Origin of the sequence: Pseudomonas sp. SW-3 (genome assembly GCF_016615645.1) — a bacterium.
Lineage (GTDB): Bacteria > Pseudomonadota > Gammaproteobacteria > Pseudomonadales > Pseudomonadaceae > Aquipseudomonas > Aquipseudomonas mandelii.
On sequence record NZ_CP067098.1, the window covers coordinates 4,162,022 to 4,181,158 of the forward strand.

The following is a 19,137-nucleotide window of genomic DNA, read 5'->3' on the forward strand; positions in this document are numbered from 1 at the left end:
TGCAGAAATATCGATCGCACCCACCTTCCAGGCTCCCGCACCTCCATTGCAAAGAGTTCACGGCTATCTTGGCAGGCCTCGGTGACGGTACAACTGCCATGGGGGGAGCGTCACGGCCATTGCGGTGCGCACAACGGCCAAGAACGCTCTAGCTGAACTGTTCGCGGTATTGCGTCGGGGTCAGACCGAGCTTTTCAGCGAACAGAAAGCGCATATGGCGCACGCTGCCAAAGCCACTTTTGAAGGCCACGGTCTTGAGTGGCAGATCGCTGGTTTCCAGCAGATTCCTGGCGCAATCGATGCGCGCGCTTTGCAGAAACTCCATGGGCGTCATGTTCACGTCCCGGGCAAACATCCGGGCGAAGTGCCGCGTGCTCATGTTCGCCAGGCCGGCCATGCGTTCGATGCTGAAGGCTTCGTCGAGGTGTTCGAGCACGTGATTCTGCACGCGGGTGATCGGCGTTTCCTGCGGCGCGACAGTGGCCATCAACGGACTGAATTGCGCTTGCCCGCCCTGGCGTTTCATCACCACCAGCAACACCTTGGCCACGTCCTGGGCGACTTTCTTGCCGTGGTCTTTGGCGACCACCGCCAGTGCCAGGTCAATACCGGCAGTGACGCCGCCGGAGGTGATGAGGTTGCGGTCCTGCACGTAAATCTGATCGGTCTCCACCGTCGCCTTGGGAAAGCCTTTGATCAGCCGTTCGGTGTAATGCCAGTGGGTGGTGACGCGATAACCGTCCAGCAAACCGGCATGCCCCAACACGAACGCACCGGTGCAGATCGAGCCGTAGCGCCCGGCGCGATCGACAGCGGCTTTGAGCCAACACAGCAACGGCGGATGTTTTTCGTTGTACGCGCCCGGGCCGCCCGGCACCAGCAGCAGGTCATAGGCTTGATCGGCCTGATCGATGTGCAGATCGGCCTGCACGCTGACGCCGTTGGAGGCCCGCAACGCGCCATGCTCGGTGCCGATGGTCGCCAGTTCATAACGGTCATCTGCTGCCAGGTATCGATTGGCGATGGAAAACACTTCCATGGGCCCGGCCATGTCGAGCAGCAGAAAGTCCGGAAACAACACCATAGCCACGGTTTTCATGGGTTCACAGTCACTGAAGTCAAAAGAAGGTCCCTCTAACAAACACCAATCCCCTGTAGGAGTGAGCCTGCTCGCGATAGCGGTGTGTCAGTCAGCATAAATATTGAATGTAATGACGCTTTCGCGGGCAAGCCTCGCTCCTACAGGGTTCTTGCCAGGCATTGCTGTGCATTATGGCTAATGTCCGGCGCCAGCGTCGGAGGAAAATGCCTGAATGCCCGTTCATTACTGTCAACCACAAAGCGACAGTATTTCAATTTCCATCTACTTATTGCACCAGCCAGTAACCATTAACCTTCTCCTCACTCGGACGAATCAACGTCCCCACAGGAGATTTCATCATGCTGACCCTTCGCAAAGCCTCGGATCGCGGCGCCGCCAATCATGGTTGGTTGAAGTCGTTCCACACCTTTTCCTTCGCCAATTACCGCAACCCGAAAGAGCAGGGTTTTTCTGACCTGTTGGTGATCAACGATGACCGTGTGGCGGCCGGTAAAGGCTTCGGCCAGCACCCGCACCGCGACATGGAGATTTTCTCCTACGTGCTCGAAGGTGCTTTGGAACACAAGGACACCCTGGGCACCGGTTCGGTGATCCGTCCTGGCGATGTGCAATTGATGAGCGCCGGCAGCGGCGTGGCCCACAGCGAGTACAACCACTCGGCCACGCGGCCGGTGCACTTTCTGCAAATCTGGATCGTGCCGGACGTCAGCGGCGCCAAACCGCGTTATCAGCAAGAGCACTTCAGCACCCAGAAAAAACGTGGGCGCCTGCAACTGATCATCTCTCCCGACGGGGCCAAGGGTTCGCTGAAGGTGCGTCAGGACGCACGGGTGTATGCCGCGCTGATCGACGGCAAGGAAAGCGCCACACTGGAACTGGCCGCCAACCGCTACGCCTATGTGCACGTGGCCCGTGGCAGCGTCGAACTCAATGGCGTGCAGCTGCAAGAAGGTGATGGCGTGCGGGTGCGTGATGAGCAGGTGCTGGCGTTGAGCAACGGTGTGGATGCCGAAGTGCTGGTGTTTGACCTGCGCCCGCAGGAACTGCCAGAAATGCCATGACCGTGACTGACCTGGGGGCTTCTGTGTCCCCAGGCTTTACCAGCCAATCACATCATCTGTGGCGAGGGAGCTTGCTCCCGTTGGACTGCGAAGCAGTCCCCTTCTCTTTAGATAGACAGGGGGCCGCTCCGCAGCCCAGCGGGAGCAAGCTCCCTCGCCACAAGGGTTGTTTGAGTCCTTCGATTGGCGACGACTCACTCGCCGGTACCGGAAAACACCGCGACAATTTCATCGATAACCGCCCGAACCCTGGCCGTGTGCCGCAAGTCCGCGTGGGTCACCAGCCAGACGTCATAGGGCACCGGTCGCGTGCGCTCCGGCCATAACCTGACCAGCCCGTCCCTCTCCCCCATGTACACCGGAATTTCCCCGACCCCGAGCCCCGCCGCGATGGATCGGCGCACCAGCAGACTGGAACTCAGACTCGCCACAATCCGCCCGCGCCCCAGCGGTTCCGAGACCAGGGTCATGTCTTTATTGCCTTGCAGGTACGGCTGATACACCACCAGGTCGTGCCCTTCGAACGCCGAGCCCGGCGTTGGCACGCCATGGGCATCTACGTAATGCTGAGAAGCAAACAAACCCACCGGCCAGCGTGCGATGCGACGGGCGATCAGGTCCGGGTTGTCCGGCCGGGTGTTGCGCACGGCAATGTCGGCTTCGCGTTTGGCCAGGCTGAGAATCTGCGTGGAGGCGTCCAGTTGCACGCGCACGTCGGGGTGCTGTTCATGTAAGTGGGCAATGGCCGGGATCAGAAAATCGATGGCCAGGGAATCGGTGGTGCTGACCCGCACCAGCCCGGTCAGTCGATCGTCGAGCCCCTGAATCCGACGCTCCAGTTCCAGTGCCGAATGCTCCATTTTTTCCACGGCCGTCAGTGCCGCCTCACCCACCGCTGTCAGCGCATAGCCTTCAGAGGTGCGCAGAAACAGCGTCGCACTCAACGACTTCTCCAGCGCCGTGATCCGTCGACCGACCGTGGCCTGATCGACCCCCAGCACCCGCGCCGCGCCCCGCAGCGTCGACTCTCGGCACACCGCCAGAAACACCCGTGCGTCATCCCAATTCATACGGCTACCCCGCTGATGCAAATTTGCATCACCATAGCGCAAACTCGCTGCGTTATTACATCAACCGATCGGGATAGTCTGAAGGCCAGCGTAAAACCTTCTCAGGACCTTTCCCATGCACAGCACATCGACTACCTCGCGCAGCGCGATCTGGCTGCCGATCTTCGCCGGCCTCAGCGCCAGCTTGGTCAGCATCGGCCTGGCGCGGTTTGCCTACACGCCGCTGATTCCCTCATTGATCCAGGCGCACTGGTTTTCCGCCAGCGACGTGGTGTACCTCGGCGCCGCCAACCTCGTGGGTTACCTGATCGGTGCGCTGATCGGCCGGCCAGTGGCCAACCGCACGTCGAACAAAACCGCGTTACGCCTGATGATGCTGGCCGTGACCTTGTCGTTTTTCGCCTGCGGTTTTCCATTGTCGGTGAGCTGGTTCTTCGGCTGGCGATTGCTGTCGGGGGTTGCCGGTGGCGCAATCATGGTGTTGGTGGCCGCGACGGTATTGCCCCACGTGCCGGCGTCCCGCCGAGGTCTGGCCAGCGGTGCGATTTTCCTCGGCATCGGCCTGGGCATCGCCGGCTCGGGGACGATTGTGCCGCCGCTGCTGAGCCTTGGCTTGCAGCAAACCTGGTTTGGCCTGGGGCTGCTGTCACTGCTTCTGACAGCCACGAGTTGGTTCGGCTGGCCGAAAGAGGCGCATCATCAAGCCGTTGCGGTGTCGATCGAGAAAACCACCACATCAACCGACCCGGGGGTGTACCTGCTGTTCGCTCAATACGCCTTCATGGCCGCCGGGCTGGTGCCGGCCATGGTGTTTTTGGTGGATTACGTGGCCCGCGGCCTCGGCGCCGGCCCGCACATCGGCGCGCTGATCTGGGTGATGTACGGACTGGGCGCGATCATCGGGCCGGTGAGTTACGGTTTTCTGGCCGATCAACTGGGCGCAAAGCTGAGCATCCGCCTGGTGCTGGTGGTGCAGGCGATTGCCGTTGGCCTGCTGTCGATTTCCAGTTCGTTTACGGCATTGGCCGTGCTGGCCGTGATCCTCGGTTCGTTCCCGCCAGGCATCGTTCCACTGGCGCTGGCGCGGGTGCATGAACTGCTGCCGAACCATCACCAGCAGCAGATTGCCTGGAGCCGTGCGACGGTTTCATTCGCCACCTTCCAGGCGATTGCCGGGTTTGCGTATTCGGCGCTGTTCAATGCCAGCGGCGGGCAGCATGGGTTGTTGTTTGTGATTGCGGCGGGCGCGATTGTGATTGCACTGTTGCTGGAACAGGCCATGCGTTTGCTGAACAGACCCACTGTAGGAGTGAGCCTGCTCGCGAAGACGTAGGCAGATCCTGCAGCAATGTGACTGACATACCGCTATCGCGAGCAGGCTCGCTCCTACAGGGGGGCGGTGGTTTGGACTGAATTATTGGTTCACTGATGCGATCCCATTTACAGACGACTTTCTCCACAGGACTCCAACATGACTTTGCCCCACACCATGACCCTGATTGAAATCACCGAGCCCGGCGGCCCCGAGGTGTTGAAGCCGCGCCAGGAACCGGTGCCCACGGTCGGCGCAGGCGAAGTGCTGATCCGTGTGCACGCCGCCGGGGTCAACCGTCCCGATGTGATTCAACGCGCCGGCAAGTACCCGATGAAACCCGGCATGAGCCCGATTCCCGGGCTGGAAGTGGCCGGTGAAGTGGTGGCCGTCGGCACCGGCGTCAGCGAATTCATCATCGGCGACAACGTCTGTGCGCTGACCAATGGCGGTGGCTATGCGCAATATTGCGTTGCACCGGCCAGCCAGACGCTGCCGATTCCTGAGGGCATGGATTGGGTGCACGCAGCGGCCGTCCCGGAAACCTTCTTCACGGTGTGCGCCAACCTGTTCGACATGGGCGGCGCCAGCAAAGGCCAGCGCGCGTTGATTCACGGCGGCACCAGCGGCATTGGCACCACGGCGCTGATGCTCTGCCGCGAATTCGGCGTCAAGGCCTTCGCCACGGCGGGCAGTGAGGAGAAGTGCGCGGCGATCCGCAAGCTGGGTGCCGAAGCGATCAACTACCGCGACCAGGATTTCGTCCAGGTCATCGCGGAAAAAACCGCCGGCAAAGGCGTCAACGTGATCCTCGACATCATGGGCGGTTCGTACCTGAATCAGAACATCGCGGCACTGGGCATGGAGGGTCGCCTGGTGATGCTCGGCTTCCTCGGCGGAGCCCGCGCCAACGATGTCGACCTGATGGCGATCATGGGCAAGCGCGCGACGATCACCGGCTCGCTGATGCGCTCGCGCACCCGTGAAGAAAAAGCCTCGATCGCCGAACAGCTGCGCGAGTACGTGTGGCCGGTACTCTCTGCCGGGCGTTGCCTGCCGATGATCGACAAGGTTTACCCGTACACCGAGGCCGCGCAGGCTCATGCACGGATGGAAGCCGGCGATCACATTGGCAAGATTGTGTTGCAGGTGGACTGATCAGTAACCCTCGCCAGCCGCCAATGCGCCGCCGATGATCGCGATGCCCGAGCTGGTGCCCAGTCGCGTGGCGCCGGCTTCGATCATCGCCAGGGCGGTCGGGTAATCGCGCACGCCACCGGAGGCCTTGACGCCGATGTCGGGGCCGACGGTGCGACGCATCAGCGCAACGTCTTCCACGGTGGCGCCGCTGCGGCTGAAACCGGTCGAAGTCTTGACGAACGCGACCTTCAGCTCACGACAAATCTCGCAAGCCTTCACCTTTTCGGCATCGGTGAGCAGGCAGTTTTCCAGGATGACTTTCAGCGGCACCTTGCCGCACGCCTGCAACACCTGGGCGATGTCGTCGCGCACCTGATCAAACAAACCGTCCTTTAACCAGCCTATGTTCAACACCATGTCGACTTCCCCGGCACCGGCGGCAATCGCCCGCTCGGCTTCAAAGGCCTTGGTGTCGCTCAGGCCGGCGCCCAGCGGGAAGCCGACCACCGCGCAGATATTCACTCGCTGCCCTTCAAGGCACTGAGCCGCATGAGGGACTTGACCCGAATTCACGCACACCGAATAGAAGCCGTGTTCGGCAGCTTCGCGACACAGCGCGGCGATTTGCTCGCGGGAAGCATCAGGCGCCAGCAAGGTATGATCGATGTACTGCGCCAGCGCTTGGGGTTCGAGGTGTGCCATCGCAAAAACTCCTGTTTGTATATTCAAATGCCCCTGCGCCACAATCGAGGGTGATTCGCGCAAAAACGTTACAAAACTCACAAATAATGTTACTTAAATAACATCAACAATCAACCCCGGAATGCCTGTGGACAGTAAAAAAGCCGAGCGTCTCAAGCTGATTCAACAAGCCCTGCAAGACCAGAGCGCCATTCATCTGCGCGAGATGGCGGCATTGCTGGACGTGTCCGAGATGACCCTGCGCCGCGACCTCAGCAAGTACACCGACCACCTGCGCCTGCTCGGTGGCTACATCACCAGAATCCACGATGGCAACGAGCCCGGCGATTACCGCGTGGCCGAACAGGACACCCGCCACGTCGAAGAAAAACGCCGCATCGGCAAACTCGCCGCCGGGTTTATCCAGCCGGGCGACACGGTGTTCTTCGACTGCGGCACCACCACGCCTTTCGTGATCGATTTCATTCCCGACGAGCTCGAGTTCACCGCGGTGTGCAACTCCCTGAACGTGCTGACCAAACTGTCGCAAAAACCCAACTGCCACATCGTGGTGTGCGGCGGCACGTTCCATCGCAAGAACCAGGTGTTCGAGAACACCCGCGAAACCGGCATCCTCGACAGCGTGCGCCTGACCTGGGCCTTCGTTTCCGCCGCCGGCATCAGTCAGGACTTCGGCGTGACCTGCTTCAATTTCAATGAAGTGGAGGTCAAGCAGAAGGTCCTGCGCCAGGCGCAACAGCGGCTGCTGCTGGCTGACCACAGCAAGTTCGACACGGTGCGTACCGCGCATTTCGCCAACCTCGGGGATTTCCAGTTCGTGGTCAGCGACAAGAAAATCCCCAAGGCCTACCGCGACGCCATCACCGCCAGCGGCGCGCAGTTGATCATCTGATCAAGGCCTGTTGTTCCGCTGCACTCCGGTAACCGGTGGTGACGCAAAAATCCGCCGTCGCCCCTGCCGCCAGCGAACGCACATGGCCCTTGGCGGACTCGGCGCGATAGCCTTCCGGCTCGCAAGTGGACGGCAGCACAAACGCTGCCACTTGCTGATCGGGGTTGTGCAGGATCCAGCGCGCGGCGTGGTCGAATTGGTCTGGACGGTAGCGGGTGTAGAACGCCGCACCGTCGGGATGGCTCAGCAGAAAATGCGCATGACCGCTGTCGTCCGCCCGCACGCCGTCGAAGAAAAACACAATCTCGGGGTCGTAGAGCCTCGGCTGATCCAGGCAGGTGAACTGCTCCGGGTCTTTGGCCAGCACCTGCATGTATTCAGTCCAGGCCGGCGTCGGTTTGACGTGGGCCGGCACGCTGCTGCGCAAGCGCACGCGCTCGATACCCAAGGGCTCGATGAAGCGGGCGCCGTCGACATAGGCGTAATTCATGTGCGCCATGTACATCAGGTCCATCGGCTTGCCCGCCAGATTGGTCACCTGCATGGCGATGTCGAACAGCCCGGAATCAGCGCGCAACGTCACGCTGGGTCTGGCCAGGTATCGGTCACCAAACCCCTGCGCATATTCATACTCGCCACCCAGGCGCAGGTATTGACCGCTGCTGTCTTCACCGACCTCCAGCCAGGCACGATCCATCGCTGCGCAAGGCATCTCGCCGTGCAGCGGATGATCGTCCCCGGGGCTCGGGCAACCGTTGCGCAACAGGCCGCTGTGAAACATGAAACAGCCGTAAGTGCCGATCACCGTCGGGCTCGGTCGGGGCTGGCTGAACAGGTTGCTCATGGTCAGGTCGCAACCGTCGAACACGGCGGACCAGATCATCTGCCCCAGATACGGCAACACCACCAGACGGCCGCGACTGTTGGCCAACTCCAGCGCCAGAACACCACTGGGGTAAACCCAGGAACTGACCGTGAACGCCTCCGACTCCAGCAAAGTTTTGCGCGCCTCGCCGAACTGCGACGGCTGCAGGTTGATCCGTGTGTTCATGAAGTCACCACCGCACCCACTGGCCTCCGTTCGCTGTCGGAATGACGCAGGCAACGCACCGCGTACATCACGATCACGATGAAACACAGCAACGGCACGCTGTACGCCAGTTGCATGTTGCCGCCGCTGTAATCGGACAGCAGACCCTGGAAGATCGGGATCACCCCGCCACCGACAATGCTCATCACCAGCAGCGAACCGCCGACGCCGGTGTCTTCGCCCAGGCCGTCAATGGTCAAGCCGTAGATGGTCGGCCAGCAGGGACCGAGGAATACGCTGACGCCAACGGCGGCGTACACCGCCGTGATGTTCGGCACCAGGATCGTATACGCCAGCAACACAATGCACAGCACGCCATACACCGCCAACACCTTGGCCGGGTGCAGTTTGCGCATCAGCACGTTGGCGATCAGCTTGCCGACAAAATAGGCGGCGAAGGTGGTCAGCAAAAACCACGACGCGCTGCGTTCGTTCATGCCGCCCAACTGCATCGCCAGGCGAATGGTGAAACTCCAGACACCGACCTGGGCGCCGACATACAGAAACTGCGCCAGCACGCCAAAGGTGAAGCGCTTGTTGCGCCACAGTCGCGACAGGCTCTGGCCGAGACTGGCGGATTTCTTGCTGGCCACCTGATTGCCCTTGCACTTCGGAAACCGGGTGATGGCGATCAGGATGAACATCAGCACCAGCACCGCGATCATCCATTTGTACGGCAGCAAGGTGGACTGGATCATTTGCAGTTGCTGGACCGCCGCGTCCGAAGCGCTCATTTGCGTGAGCTGCTCGCGGGTGGCGTCGGTGTCCTTGAACATCACGAAGCTGCCGACGTAGACCCCGGCCATCGCGCCGAACGGATGGAAGGTCTGGGAGATATTCAGGCGGCGGGTGCCGGTTTCACGCGGGCCCATCAGCGTCGAATAGGTGTTGCACGCGGTTTCCAGAAACGACAGCCCCGCCGCGATCACAAACAGCGCCAGCAGGAACATGCCGTACTTGGCGGTCGACGCTGCCGGGAAGAACAGCAGGCAACCGAACATGTACAGCATCAAGCCGATGAGGATGGTGGTCTTGTAACTGAAACGGCGGACCACCAGCGCGGCCGGAATCGCCACGAAGAAATAGCCCAGGTAAAACGCCGACTGCACGAACGCGGTCTGGAAATCGCTGAGCAGAAAGGCCTTCTTGAAATGCGCGATGAGCACGTCGTTCATGCTCGCGGCGGCCGCCCACAGCGCGAAGATGCTGCACAGCAAAATGAAGGCGAACCAGGGCGTGCGGTTCAGGTAGAAACCATCGGCCGTCTGTTGGAGCGGAGGCTTTGTCATTGTTGTTCTCCGTGGTGAGTGTTGATGGGTAAATCAGCTTGATTTCAAGCGCCGGGCTGGCGCTGGAATTCAGCGAATGCAGTGGCGTCCGGGTAGGAGGTCTGGGTGCCCAGGCCGGTGACCGAGCAGGCGGAATACGCCACGGCCTGGATCATGGCGGCGCGGATGTCGCGGTCGCGGCTCCAGTGTTGAATGAAGCAACCGATGAAGGCATCGCCTGCGCCGGTGGTGTCGCGCGCGGCAACCGACAGGCCGGGAATCTGGAACTCGCCTTCCTCGCCGACGTACAGCGCGCCTTGCTGGCCGAGGGTCACGATGACGTGGCGAATGCCGTCGGCGACCAAGGTCTGGGCGGCTTTATGGGCCGACGCTGGGGAGTCCACGACCTGGCCGGTGATCAGCGCCAGCTCGGATTCGTTGGGCACCAGGAAATCCAGGTGCGCCAAATGCTCACGGCTCAGGCCGGACAAGGCTGGCGCCGGGTTGAGCAAGACTGGAATGTTGTGCGCGCGGCCGAATTCGATGGCGTGGTAAACGGTGTCGACATTGATTTCGAGCTGCAGAACGATCAGCGAGCACTCGCGCAACGCCTGGGCCGCCCCGTCGATATCCGCCGGGACCAGATGCGCGTTGGCGCCTTTGACGATGAGGATGCTGTTGTGCGAGTCGGCCTGGACGAAGATCGGCGCCACACCGCTGGACACGCCGGGCACGCGCTGCACGTAACGGGTGTCGATGCCAAAACGCTGGAAATTGGCCAGGGTGTTATCGGCAAACATGTCATCGCCGACCTTGGTGAGCATCAGCACATCCGCCCCGAGCTTCGCCGCGGCAACCGCCTGATTGGCGCCCTTGCCGCCGCACCCGAGGGCAAACCCCGGCGCTTCGAGCGTCTCACCCTGGGCCGGCATGCGGTCGATGTAGGTGATCAGATCCACCATATTGCTGCCGATGACTGCGATCTTGCTCATTGCTATCCCACCTTGATCCGGCTTGCCAGACTGATGCTGGACGTTGTTGTTTTGTTATTTAAATAACATTTTGTGTGATTATTCAATCTTTTTGTTGGGTGGGGTTTGAGGCAAAGACGAATGGCTTTGCGAGATGCGTGGGCAGAAGGGACGCCATCGCGAGCAGGCTCGCTCCCACATTGGAATGCGTTCCCCTGCAGGAGTGAGCCTGCTCGCGATGGGGCCCTAAGCATCACCGACTGATCCGTGCCCTTCATACGACTGTCGAATTTATCCCCACCTCCCCCACGCATCTGTTAAAACCCGAACTTTCCTTTTCACCCTCAGGCCGCCTGCATGTTTTCAAACCTGATGAGCCGCATAAGCCGCCGCTGGCTGCACTGGCTGTGCATGGCCACGCTGGTCGTCGGCTTGCCCGTCGGGTGCGGCGCACTCAAATACAAAGAACGTGAGCTGTTGTTCCGCATCGAGCCGGGCACCGCCGGCTGGTATCGCGGTTTACCAACAGACGTCCAGGAATTCGATATCAAGCCTGCCAGCTTCAAGGACGGGCAAAACCTGCATGCCTGGTGGTGGCCGGCCGCGCGCCGCGATGCGCCGTCGATCCTGTATTTGCATGGCGTGCGCTGGAACCTGACCGGTCAGGCGTTCCGCATCGAGCAATTGCGGGCGATGGGTTATTCGGTGCTGGCCATCGACTACCGCGGCTTCGGCCAGAGCAAGGGGGACCTGCCGTCGGAAGCCAGTGTCTACGAGGACGCCCGCGTCGCCTGGGAGCGCTTCAAGACGATGCAACCGGACGCCAACAAGCGCCTGATCTATGGCCATTCACTGGGCGGCGCGGTCGCCATCGACCTCGCGGCAGACCTGGCGACGCAGGCGAGAAAGGACCGCAACCCGATACCGGTGCGCGGTCTGGTGATCGAGTCCACCTTCACCTCGCTGGGCGATGCCGTGGCGCAAGTGGCCGACAGCAACCTGCCGGTGAAATGGTTGCCGGTGCGCTGGCTGCTGTCGCAGAAATTCGATTCCATCGACAAGATCGTCGACATCGACATGCCGCTCCTGGTGGTGCATGGCCTGGCCGACCCGTTCATGCCCTCGCGGTTCAGCCAGCAGCTGTTCAACGCCGCCAGCGAACCCAAGCGTCTGCTGTTGATCCCCGGCGGCACGCACAACAACAGCATGAGCCGGGGTGGCAGCCAATACCGCCAGGCACTCGAAGGTCTGATTAAAGCAAAACCACCGCAGATCGCCGGGCCTAGCGGTAACCCTGGGCTTGCAGGTTGAACAGCTGCGCATAGCGCCCGCCCGCAGCCACCAGACTGCCGTGATCGCCGCGCTCAAGGATCGCCCCCTGATCCAGCACGATGATGTGGTCGGCGTTGCGCACGCTGGAAAACCGGTGCGAGATCAGCAACGTCATGCGGCCTTCGGTGTGCTGGCTGAAATGCTCGAACACCGCCGCTTCCGCTGCCGGGTCGAGTGCCGAGGTCGGCTCGTCCAGAATCAGGATGTCGGCGTTACGGCGCATGTAAGCGCGAGACAAGGCAATCTTCTGCCACTGCCCCCCGGACAACTCCTGGCCACCGGCAAACCAGCGGCCCAGTTGAGTGGCGTAGCCTCGATCCAGCCCCTCGATAAACGGCGCGGCCATGCCTTCGGTGGCCGCTTCTCTCCAGCGTTGTTCATCGTTGAACGCCAGCGTATCGCCGACGCCGATGTTCTCGCCGACGGAAAACTGATAGCGGATGTAATCCTGAAAAATCACGCCGATGCGCCGGCGTAGCGCGTCTTCTTCCCAGGCCTGCAAATCGCTGCCGTCGAGCAGAATGCGCCCGTGATCGGGGCGATACAGACGGGTCAGCAACTTGATCAGCGTGGTCTTGCCCGAACCGTTCTCCCCCACCAGCGCCAGGCTGTGCCCCGGCACCAGGTGCAAGTCGATGCCTTCAAGGGCCGCGCGGCTCGCCCCCGGATAACGAAAACCAACGTTCTCGAATCGCAAACCATCGCCGGGCACGGCGCCCACCGTGAGATGCCCGGCATCGGCCACCACCGGCTCGGCGAGGTATTCGTAGAGGCTCGACAGGTAAAGCCCATCCTCGTAGAGGCCGCTGATGGCGCTCAAACTGTTGCTCACCGCCGTTTGCCCCTGCTTGAACAGCACCAGGTACATGGTCATCTGCCCGAGGCTGATCTGGCCGTGGACGGTATCGACCACCACCCACGCATAGGCCAGGTAAAACGCCCCCGTGCCGAGCAACCCCAGCACAAATCCCCAGCCATCGCGGCGCAAGGTCAGCCGCCGGTCTTCGGCATACAGGCGAGCAAACGTCTCGCGATAGCGCTTCAATAGCAGCGGCGCGAAGCCGAACAGTTTGACCTCTTTGATGTAGCCCTCGTGGGAGAGCAGCGTCTCGATGTAGTTCTGCTGCCGACTTTCCGGCGCCCGCCGCGTGAACAGCCGGAACGCATCCCCGGAAAAATGCGCCTCGGCGAAAAACACCGGCAACGCACCCACCACCAGCAACACCAGTGCCCAAGGCGAAAAATGCACCAGCAACACGCCGAAGCTGATCAACACGATCAGGTTCTGGACCAGCCCCAATGACTTCATCACCAACGCCAAAGGCCGGGTCGACGCCTCGCGCCGCACCCGCACCAACTTGTCGTAAAACTCGGAATTCTCGAACTGCACCAGCGACAACGTCTGGGCCTTCTCCAGAATCATCGTGTTGACCTTCTGCCCCAACTGCACCCGCAACAACGACTGCTGAACCGACAGCGCCCGCTGCGTCCCGGACAACAACGCCAGCACGCCCGCCTCGAACAACACGTAACGCACCACCGGCCACAGCGGCGCACTGCCCTGCTGCGCGTGCAATTGCATGGCGAAAACCACTGCGTCAACGATGCGCTGGCCCAGCCACGCGGCCAGCGCCGGAAGGACACCAGCGATCAGGGTCGCCAGCACGAGGCCGAGAAACAGCCCACGAGAAGTGCTCCAGACCAGCAGCAAGGCGCGTCGGGCCTGGTCGAGCAACGAGGTGAAACGGGAAAGTGCCGCAGGCATGGATTGATGAACTCGGCAAAGGAAGTCGCTGAACACTACAAAGACGTCATGGTACTTCAGCCAGAAATCCCACAGGCGAGAAACACCTGTGGCGAGGGCGCTTGCTCCCGCTGGGTCGCGCAGCGGCCCCAAAAAAGGCACCGCTGCACACCCCAACATCAGTTGCCACTCACCCCGGCAAACCGCACCTACTTGGACAGATCAATCCTATCCAATACCCGGTTCGCCGTAATCTCCGCCGTCATGATGCTGTTGGAAATACCCAACAGCGCATAACGCGACTCACCCTCCAGATGATCCACCAACTGGTGAACCATCACATCGACCGAGGCCAGCGTCTCAACCAGATACACCGCCAGCGTTTCGGCCGTGGCTTCGGGGTCCACGGAAAACAGGCTGCTGCGTATTCGCGGGGTGGCCTTGATGTCGGCATTCGACGGGAAGTGGAAGTCGAGCGCGCGCTCGGCGGCTTCGTTGAGCTTCTTTGAATCAGGTTCGTAGGGAGAGACCGGATCGGTGTCCGGTGGGTTGGGTGTTACCTTGAACATTGGCTCTAACCTCATCTAAGAGTGAGGCTGCAACCCGTTCGCGACTAAACGAAATGGAGGCAGCTGTGCACAGGTTAGTCGACCGATGAGCCAAGAAATCGGCGCGCCCGAAGGCGCCCTGCGCACAGCCACCATCAGGAGCAGGATGAGATACCCGACTGATAGAGACATCGTGCGACTTGACTACAACGGGCGACTAAACCCGACCACTGATGAGCAGTGGCAGGGAAACGATAGAGTCCGGGGTCAAACCGCACAAGCCGGCGGATTCTGGCGCAGCCGTAGGCAACGGCGCAAGGTTTTGTAGCTTTCAGGACGTAACCTTGACGGGTTTTAAACAAGCCCCGTTTCATGGTTAAACAACCGAGTCAGATGGCTCACAAAATGCCCGTTCAAAACGCTCACTGGGAATCCTGAAACCGCGCCCGATACCGCCCAGGACTCTCCCCCGTCCACTTCTTGAACGCCCGATGAAACGCGCTCGGTTCCTGAAACCCCAGCTGCTCAGCAATGTCACTGATACTCGCCCGGCTCTCACGCAGCTGCTCAAACGCCACCCCGCGCCGCACTTCATCCTTGATCTCCTGATACGAACAGCCTTCCCGCTCCAGTTTGCGGCGGAAGGTGCTGGGGCTCAGGTGTTGTTCCAGGGCGAACGCCTGCAAGGTCGGCCATTGGCTGTAATGGCTGTTGCGCAGGCGCTGATGGACTTGTGATGCCAGGCCATGCTGGTTGCGGAAGCGGATCACCAGCCATTGCGGTGCCGTGCGCAGGAACACTTTCAGTGAGGCCAGGTCCTGGACCACCGGCAGGCGCAGGTAGTGGCTGGCGAATTCGATTTCGGTGCGTTCGGCGCCGAAGGTCAGGTTGGGGCCCCAGAGCAATCGGTCGTCGCTGAGGGACACGCGCTCGTGGCGAAAGTCTGCGCGGTCGATGGGGATGCGCCGCCCGCCCAGCCAGCACAGCAGGCTGATCATCAACACCAGGAACGTCTCTTCACCGAAACGGCTGGCATCTTCGTTTTGCGCGTGGCTGTCCAGGCTGATGATCGCGCGTTTGCCGCGCACGGTCAGGGTGCCGCGAAAGTCGCGCAGGAACAGCGCGAAGTTGGCCAGGCACTGGCGCATGGCTTTGTGCAGGTCAGGTTCCTGGATCAAGGCGCGGCAGATCAGCGCGAAGCTGCCGGGTGGCATGCCGTGGGAGTCGAGTCGGAAGAACTCATCGTTCAATTCGCGGATCTGAATCAGCCATAGCGCAGCAAACGCGCTCGCCGGCACGCGGGCGGTCGGCTGCTCGATCAATGCCGGGTCGATGCCCGCCTCTTCCAGCGCAGCTCGCGAACGCTGCGGATTGTCCCCCTGCCCATGGATCATCGCCTGCACGAAGTAGGCCGCCACTGAGTCCTTTTCCCGCATTTGAACGCTTCTCTCCCCATCGCCCGACTGGCAAAAAACACCAGCACCGTTGAACAGTTGCGGCATAGGACAACCGCCCTGCCGGTTCTAGACTCGCGGCCAATAGTACGCCTTCGGCCGTTACGTCGGCCAAGGTATCGCAGGGTTTGATCGGAAGGACGGAACATGAATCTGCAAAACATCGGCGTGATCGGCGCGGGCACCATGGGCAACGGCATTGCGCAAGTCTGCGCAGTGGCCGGCTTCAACGTGACCTTGATCGACATCTCCGAGAGCGCGCTGCAAAAAGCCCTGGCCACCGTTGCCAAAAACCTCGACCGGCAGATTGCCAAGGAAACCCTGACCGAAGCGCAAAAGCTCGACGCCCTCGCCAGGATCCGCACCAGCACCGATTACAGCAGCCTGCACAACGTGCAGCTGGTGATCGAAGCCGCCACCGAAAACCTCGACCTGAAACTGCGCGTGCTGCAACAGATCGCCGCGCAGGTCAGCGCCGAGTGCGTGATTGCCTCCAACACCTCGTCGCTGTCGATTACTCAACTGGCCGCCAGCGTCAGCCAGCCTGAGCGTTTCATTGGCCTGCACTTCTTCAACCCGGTGCCGGTGATGGGCCTGATCGAAGTGATTCGTGGCCTGCAAACCAGCGACGCGACCCACGCCCTGGCGTTGGATATGGCCACCACCCTCGGCAAAACCGCGATCACCGCCGGCAACCGTCCGGGGTTCGTGGTCAACCGGATTCTGGTGCCGATGATCAACGAAGCGATTCTGGTGTTCCAGGAAGGCCTGGCCAGCGCCGACGACATCGACGCCGGCATGCGCCTGGGCTGCAACCAGCCGATCGGTCCGCTGGCGTTGGCCGACCTGATCGGCCTGGACACCGTGCTGGCCATTCTCGAAGCCTTCTACGACGGCTTCAACGACAGCAAATACCGCCCCGCTCCGCTGCTCAAGGAAATGGTCGCCGCCGGCTACCTGGGACGCAAGACAGGACGTGGCTTCCATGCCTATGCCTGAGCGTTGCTCGCGCTTCGCCGAGTACCGGGACATCGTGCTGGAGTTGTTCGCCAGCAAGGGGTTCGGGCAGGTCGGCATGCGTGAGCTGGCAACGTGCCTGGGGCTGTCCCCGGGCTCGTTGTATCACCATTACCCGAGCAAGCAGCACTTGCTGCTCGACCTGATCGAGGAGTTCTACGAAGAACTGCTGTCGACCCTGGGGCGCATCGACCAAAAAGGCTCGGCGAAACGCGACAAACTGCCCAACCTGATCCGCGCGCATTTGAATCTGCACCGGGAAATGCCGTGGCATTTTCGCCTGGCGGAGCGCGACAGCGGCTGCCTGAACGCCGAGCAGCAAGCGCGTGTTCGACAGTTGCGCGAGCAATACGAGCGCACGCTATTGAAGATGCTCGGCGCCCCGTCCCGCCTCGGCGAACAGGGTTTGATCGCCGCCGGACACGCCATCGCCAACTTGCTCAACAGCGCCCCCGGCTGGCTGGCACATCACCCGCTGGAGGACGCGCAGCGCGATGAGTTGCTGGAAAGCCTGGTGATCGGCGCCGTCGAGCGCTTGCTGCGCCCATCGCCCGCCACGCGTGCGGCGGCGGCGGCCTGAGTGTTCAAGCAATAAGCCTCGCTTCTTCCATAGAAAAAACGTCTAAACAAACCCGGCACGATTCCACGTCTAACGCTTTGCTACTTGGAGTCCATTCAAAGGCCAATGTGGGTCTCCAGACCCACGGTTACCGGGAGCAAAACATGAAAATCAATCCCTACCTCATCTTCAACGGCGACTGCAAAGCTGCCTTCACCTTCTATGAGCAAGCCCTGCCAGGCCAGATCGAAATGATGATGACCTTCGGCGAAAGCCCGGCGCGCGAACACTTCCCCGCCGACTTGCACAACCTGATCATTCATACCCGTCTGGCCGTGGGCGATCAGGCGATCATGGGTTCGGACACCACACCGGATCGCCCCACGGATGACATGAGCGGTTGCTCGGTCTCGCTGAACGTCGACAGCATTGCCGAAGCGCAACGTGTGTTCGACGCGTTATCAGAAGACGGCAAGGTGCAAATGCCACTGGAAGAGACTTTCTGGGCCGCACGCTTCGGAATGCTGGTGGACCGGTTTGGTGTGTCGTGGATGGTGAATTGCGAAAAGGATCAGTGACGAGTTCCAGACATCCAACAGCCCGATCAGGAAAGGTTGGGCTGGCGCAGTAGCGCCTATCCCTTCACGCACACCACCTGCCGCAAGGTGTACAGCACTTCCACCAGTTCGCGCTGGGCGTGCATGACGTGGTCGATGTTTTTGTAGGCCATGGGGATTTCATCGATCACCGATGCATCTTTGCGGCACTCGACGTGGGCGGTGGCGCGGACCTGATCTTCGACGGTGAACAGGCTTTTCGCTTTGGTGCGGCTCATGACGCGGCCGGCGCCGTGGCTGCAGGAACAGAACGATTGCTCGTTGCCGAGCCCGCGAACGATGAAACTTTTCGCGCCCATCGAGCCTGGGATGATCCCCAACTCGCCCTTCTGCGCCGACACCGCGCCCTTGCGGGTGACCAGAATATCCTGGCCAAAGTGCCGTTCTTTCTGCACATAGTTGTGGTGGCAGTTGACCGCTTCCAGAGCGACTTCGAACGGCTTGCTGATCAATTTACGTGTGGCCTGAATCACCGCGTGCATCATCAAGGCCCGGTTCTGTCTGGCGAAGTCCTGGGCCCAACCGACGGCTTCGACGTAATCATCAAAATGCCGGCTGCCTTCTTCGAAGTAGGCCAGATCACGGTCCGGCAGGTTGGCGAGGTGCTGGCGCATGTCGGCCTGAGCCAGTTGAATGAACAGGTTGCCGATGGCGTTGCCAACCCCGCGTGAACCGCTGTGCAGCATGAACCAGACGCGGTTGGTTTCATCCAGGCACACCTCGATGAAGTGGTTACCGCTGCCCAGCGTGCCCAGATGCCCGCGATTGTTGGTGTTGGCGAGTTTCGGGTATTTGTCGGTGATCGCCTTGAACCGCGGGTTCAGTGCGGCCCAAGCCTGATCGGCCTGTTTCGGAACGCTATCCCAAGCCCCTTTGTCCCGCACGCCACGCCCGACTGTGCGGCCATGGGGCACGGCTTTTTCGATTGCGCAGCGCAATCCATGCAGGTTATCCGGCAAGTCAGCGGCGGTCAGCGATGTGCGCGCGGCGATCATGCCGCAGCCAATGTCCACGCCGACAGCGGCGGGAATGATCGCACCCACCGTCGGAATCACACTGCCAATCGTCGAGCCTTTGCCCAGGTGCACGTCAGGCATCACCGCCAGGTGTTTGAAGATAAACGGCATCTTCGCGGTGTTGATCAATTGCTGCCTGGCTTCGTTTTCGACCGGGACGCCTTCGGTCCAGAGTTTGATCGGTTTACCGTTGGCGACTTCCAGCAGTTGGTAGTTAGGTGCTTGCATGTTTTCGAACAAGT

18 protein-coding genes are annotated in these 19,137 nt (G+C 61.1%); 8 read left to right on the plus strand and 10 right to left on the minus strand.

Annotation, left to right across the window (positions count from 1 at the left end):
- Positions 1-148: 148 nt before the first annotated feature.
- Positions 149-1,099, minus strand: coding sequence for a GlxA family transcriptional regulator (locus JIO00_RS18610; protein ID WP_042932737.1), 951 nt, complete (start codon positions 1,097-1,099; stop codon positions 149-151).
- Between the two features lie 341 nt (positions 1,100-1,440).
- Here JIO00_RS18610 and JIO00_RS18615 point away from each other — a divergent pair, with 341 nt between their 5' ends.
- The gene (locus JIO00_RS18615; RefSeq protein WP_010455748.1) at positions 1,441-2,163 is read left to right on the plus strand and encodes a pirin family protein; all 723 of its coding nucleotides are present in this window, start codon (positions 1,441-1,443) and stop codon (positions 2,161-2,163) included.
- A 194-nt stretch (positions 2,164-2,357) separates the two neighbouring features.
- On the opposite strand, the gene JIO00_RS18620 is transcribed toward JIO00_RS18615, so the two are convergent.
- The gene (locus JIO00_RS18620) at positions 2,358-3,233 is read right to left on the minus strand and encodes a LysR family transcriptional regulator (protein ID WP_154912643.1); all 876 of its coding nucleotides are present in this window, start codon (positions 3,231-3,233) and stop codon (positions 2,358-2,360) included.
- 115 nt (positions 3,234-3,348) lie between these two features.
- On the opposite strand from JIO00_RS18620, the gene JIO00_RS18625 reads away from it, so the two are divergent.
- Positions 3,349-4,566, plus strand: coding sequence for a YbfB/YjiJ family MFS transporter (locus JIO00_RS18625; RefSeq protein WP_200666573.1), 1,218 nt, complete (start codon positions 3,349-3,351; stop codon positions 4,564-4,566).
- A 138-nt stretch (positions 4,567-4,704) separates the two neighbouring features.
- Entirely contained in the window at positions 4,705-5,703 is a 999-nt protein-coding gene (locus JIO00_RS18630) for an NAD(P)H-quinone oxidoreductase (RefSeq protein ID WP_200666575.1), read from the plus strand.
- Here JIO00_RS18630 and deoC read toward each other — a convergent pair whose 3' ends face one another.
- Entirely contained in the window at positions 5,704-6,387 is a 684-nt protein-coding gene (gene deoC, locus JIO00_RS18635) for a deoxyribose-phosphate aldolase (protein ID WP_145306299.1), read from the minus strand. It abuts the gene before it with no gap.
- A gap of 127 nt (positions 6,388-6,514) precedes the next feature.
- Between deoC and deoR the strand changes: the two genes are divergently transcribed.
- On the plus strand, positions 6,515-7,279 hold the full coding sequence (gene deoR, locus JIO00_RS18640; RefSeq protein WP_010455758.1) for a DNA-binding transcriptional repressor DeoR: 765 nt from the start codon (positions 6,515-6,517) through the stop codon (positions 7,277-7,279).
- Here deoR and JIO00_RS18645 read toward each other — a convergent pair.
- Genes JIO00_RS18645 through rbsK form a run of 3 tightly spaced genes read right to left on the minus strand, consistent with a single transcriptional unit; the run spans position 7,272 to position 10,629 of the window.
- Entirely contained in the window at positions 7,272-8,330 is a 1,059-nt protein-coding gene (locus JIO00_RS18645) for an aldose 1-epimerase family protein (RefSeq protein WP_200666577.1), read from the minus strand. The two genes, deoR and JIO00_RS18645, sit on opposite strands and share 8 nt — an antisense overlap.
- On the minus strand, positions 8,327-9,658 hold the full coding sequence (gene fucP / locus JIO00_RS18650; RefSeq protein WP_010455761.1) for an L-fucose:H+ symporter permease: 1,332 nt from the start codon (positions 9,656-9,658) through the stop codon (positions 8,327-8,329). The genes JIO00_RS18645 and fucP overlap by 4 nt, the downstream gene beginning before the upstream one ends.
- A gap of 44 nt (positions 9,659-9,702) precedes the next feature.
- Positions 9,703-10,629, minus strand: coding sequence for a ribokinase (gene rbsK, locus JIO00_RS18655; RefSeq protein ID WP_200666579.1), 927 nt, complete (start codon positions 10,627-10,629; stop codon positions 9,703-9,705).
- Positions 10,630-10,965: 336 nt separating this feature from the next.
- Between rbsK and JIO00_RS18660 the strand changes: the two genes are divergently transcribed.
- Positions 10,966-11,919 (plus strand): alpha/beta hydrolase, encoded by a 954-nt coding sequence (locus JIO00_RS18660; RefSeq protein ID WP_200666581.1) that lies wholly within the window; start codon positions 10,966-10,968, stop codon positions 11,917-11,919.
- Here the strand turns inward: JIO00_RS18660 and JIO00_RS18665 are convergent.
- The 3 genes from JIO00_RS18665 to JIO00_RS18675 all read right to left on the minus strand — a co-directional run bounded on the left by JIO00_RS18665 (position 11,891) and on the right by JIO00_RS18675 (position 15,668).
- Complete coding sequence (locus JIO00_RS18665) at positions 11,891-13,705, minus strand: ABC transporter ATP-binding protein (RefSeq protein WP_200666583.1); 1,815 nt, start codon at positions 13,703-13,705, stop codon at positions 11,891-11,893. The two genes, JIO00_RS18660 and JIO00_RS18665, sit on opposite strands and share 29 nt — an antisense overlap.
- Positions 13,706-13,893: 188 nt before the next feature.
- Positions 13,894-14,253 (minus strand): DUF6124 family protein, encoded by a 360-nt coding sequence (locus JIO00_RS18670; protein WP_102595833.1) that lies wholly within the window; start codon positions 14,251-14,253, stop codon positions 13,894-13,896.
- Between the two features lie 401 nt (positions 14,254-14,654).
- Positions 14,655-15,668, minus strand: a complete 1,014-nt coding sequence (locus tag JIO00_RS18675; protein WP_102595832.1) for an AraC family transcriptional regulator — start codon at positions 15,666-15,668, stop codon at positions 14,655-14,657.
- 165 nt (positions 15,669-15,833) lie between these two features.
- Here JIO00_RS18675 and JIO00_RS18680 point away from each other — a divergent pair, with 165 nt between their 5' ends.
- The 3 genes from JIO00_RS18680 (at position 15,834) to JIO00_RS18690 (ending at position 17,840) form a co-directional block, all read left to right on the plus strand.
- The gene (locus tag JIO00_RS18680) at positions 15,834-16,685 is read left to right on the plus strand and encodes a 3-hydroxybutyryl-CoA dehydrogenase (RefSeq protein WP_200666585.1); all 852 of its coding nucleotides are present in this window, start codon (positions 15,834-15,836) and stop codon (positions 16,683-16,685) included.
- On the plus strand, positions 16,672-17,283 hold the full coding sequence (locus JIO00_RS18685) for a TetR/AcrR family transcriptional regulator (protein WP_200666587.1): 612 nt from the start codon (positions 16,672-16,674) through the stop codon (positions 17,281-17,283). The genes JIO00_RS18680 and JIO00_RS18685 overlap by 14 nt, the downstream gene beginning before the upstream one ends.
- A 143-nt stretch (positions 17,284-17,426) precedes the next feature.
- Positions 17,427-17,840, plus strand: coding sequence for a VOC family protein (locus tag JIO00_RS18690; protein WP_010455786.1), 414 nt, complete (start codon positions 17,427-17,429; stop codon positions 17,838-17,840).
- Between the two features lie 56 nt (positions 17,841-17,896).
- Here JIO00_RS18690 and JIO00_RS18695 read toward each other — a convergent pair whose 3' ends face one another.
- Entirely contained in the window at positions 17,897-19,123 is a 1,227-nt protein-coding gene (locus JIO00_RS18695) for an RtcB family protein (protein ID WP_200666589.1), read from the minus strand.
- Positions 19,124-19,137 lie beyond the last annotated feature (14 nt).

Excerpts from the sequence above, each read along its gene's own strand:
- JIO00_RS18610 (WP_042932737.1), bottom strand. The coding sequence starts at position 1,099 with ATGAAAACCGTGGCTATGGTGTTGTTTCCGGACTTTCTGCTGCTCGAC.
- JIO00_RS18615 (WP_010455748.1), top strand. The coding sequence starts at position 1,441 with ATGCTGACCCTTCGCAAAGCCTCGGATCGCGGCGCCGCCAATCATGGT.
- JIO00_RS18620 (WP_154912643.1), bottom strand. The coding sequence starts at position 3,233 with ATGAATTGGGATGACGCACGGGTGTTTCTGGCGGTGTGCCGAGAGTCG.
- JIO00_RS18625 (WP_200666573.1), top strand. The coding sequence starts at position 3,349 with ATGCACAGCACATCGACTACCTCGCGCAGCGCGATCTGGCTGCCGATC.
- JIO00_RS18630 (WP_200666575.1), top strand. The coding sequence starts at position 4,705 with ATGACTTTGCCCCACACCATGACCCTGATTGAAATCACCGAGCCCGGC.
- deoC (WP_145306299.1), bottom strand. The coding sequence starts at position 6,387 with ATGGCACACCTCGAACCCCAAGCGCTGGCGCAGTACATCGATCATACC.
- JIO00_RS18645 (WP_200666577.1), bottom strand. The coding sequence starts at position 8,330 with ATGAACACACGGATCAACCTGCAGCCGTCGCAGTTCGGCGAGGCGCGC.
- fucP (WP_010455761.1), bottom strand. The coding sequence starts at position 9,658 with ATGACAAAGCCTCCGCTCCAACAGACGGCCGATGGTTTCTACCTGAAC.
- rbsK (WP_200666579.1), bottom strand. The coding sequence starts at position 10,629 with ATGAGCAAGATCGCAGTCATCGGCAGCAATATGGTGGATCTGATCACC.
- JIO00_RS18660 (WP_200666581.1), top strand. The coding sequence starts at position 10,966 with ATGTTTTCAAACCTGATGAGCCGCATAAGCCGCCGCTGGCTGCACTGG.
- JIO00_RS18665 (WP_200666583.1), bottom strand. The coding sequence starts at position 13,705 with ATGCCTGCGGCACTTTCCCGTTTCACCTCGTTGCTCGACCAGGCCCGA.
- JIO00_RS18670 (WP_102595833.1), bottom strand. The coding sequence starts at position 14,253 with ATGTTCAAGGTAACACCCAACCCACCGGACACCGATCCGGTCTCTCCC.
- JIO00_RS18675 (WP_102595832.1), bottom strand. The coding sequence starts at position 15,668 with ATGCGGGAAAAGGACTCAGTGGCGGCCTACTTCGTGCAGGCGATGATC.
- JIO00_RS18680 (WP_200666585.1), top strand. The coding sequence starts at position 15,834 with ATGAATCTGCAAAACATCGGCGTGATCGGCGCGGGCACCATGGGCAAC.
- JIO00_RS18685 (WP_200666587.1), top strand. The coding sequence starts at position 16,672 with ATGCCTATGCCTGAGCGTTGCTCGCGCTTCGCCGAGTACCGGGACATC.
- JIO00_RS18690 (WP_010455786.1), top strand. The coding sequence starts at position 17,427 with ATGAAAATCAATCCCTACCTCATCTTCAACGGCGACTGCAAAGCTGCC.
- JIO00_RS18695 (WP_200666589.1), bottom strand. The coding sequence starts at position 19,123 with ATGCAAGCACCTAACTACCAACTGCTGGAAGTCGCCAACGGTAAACCG.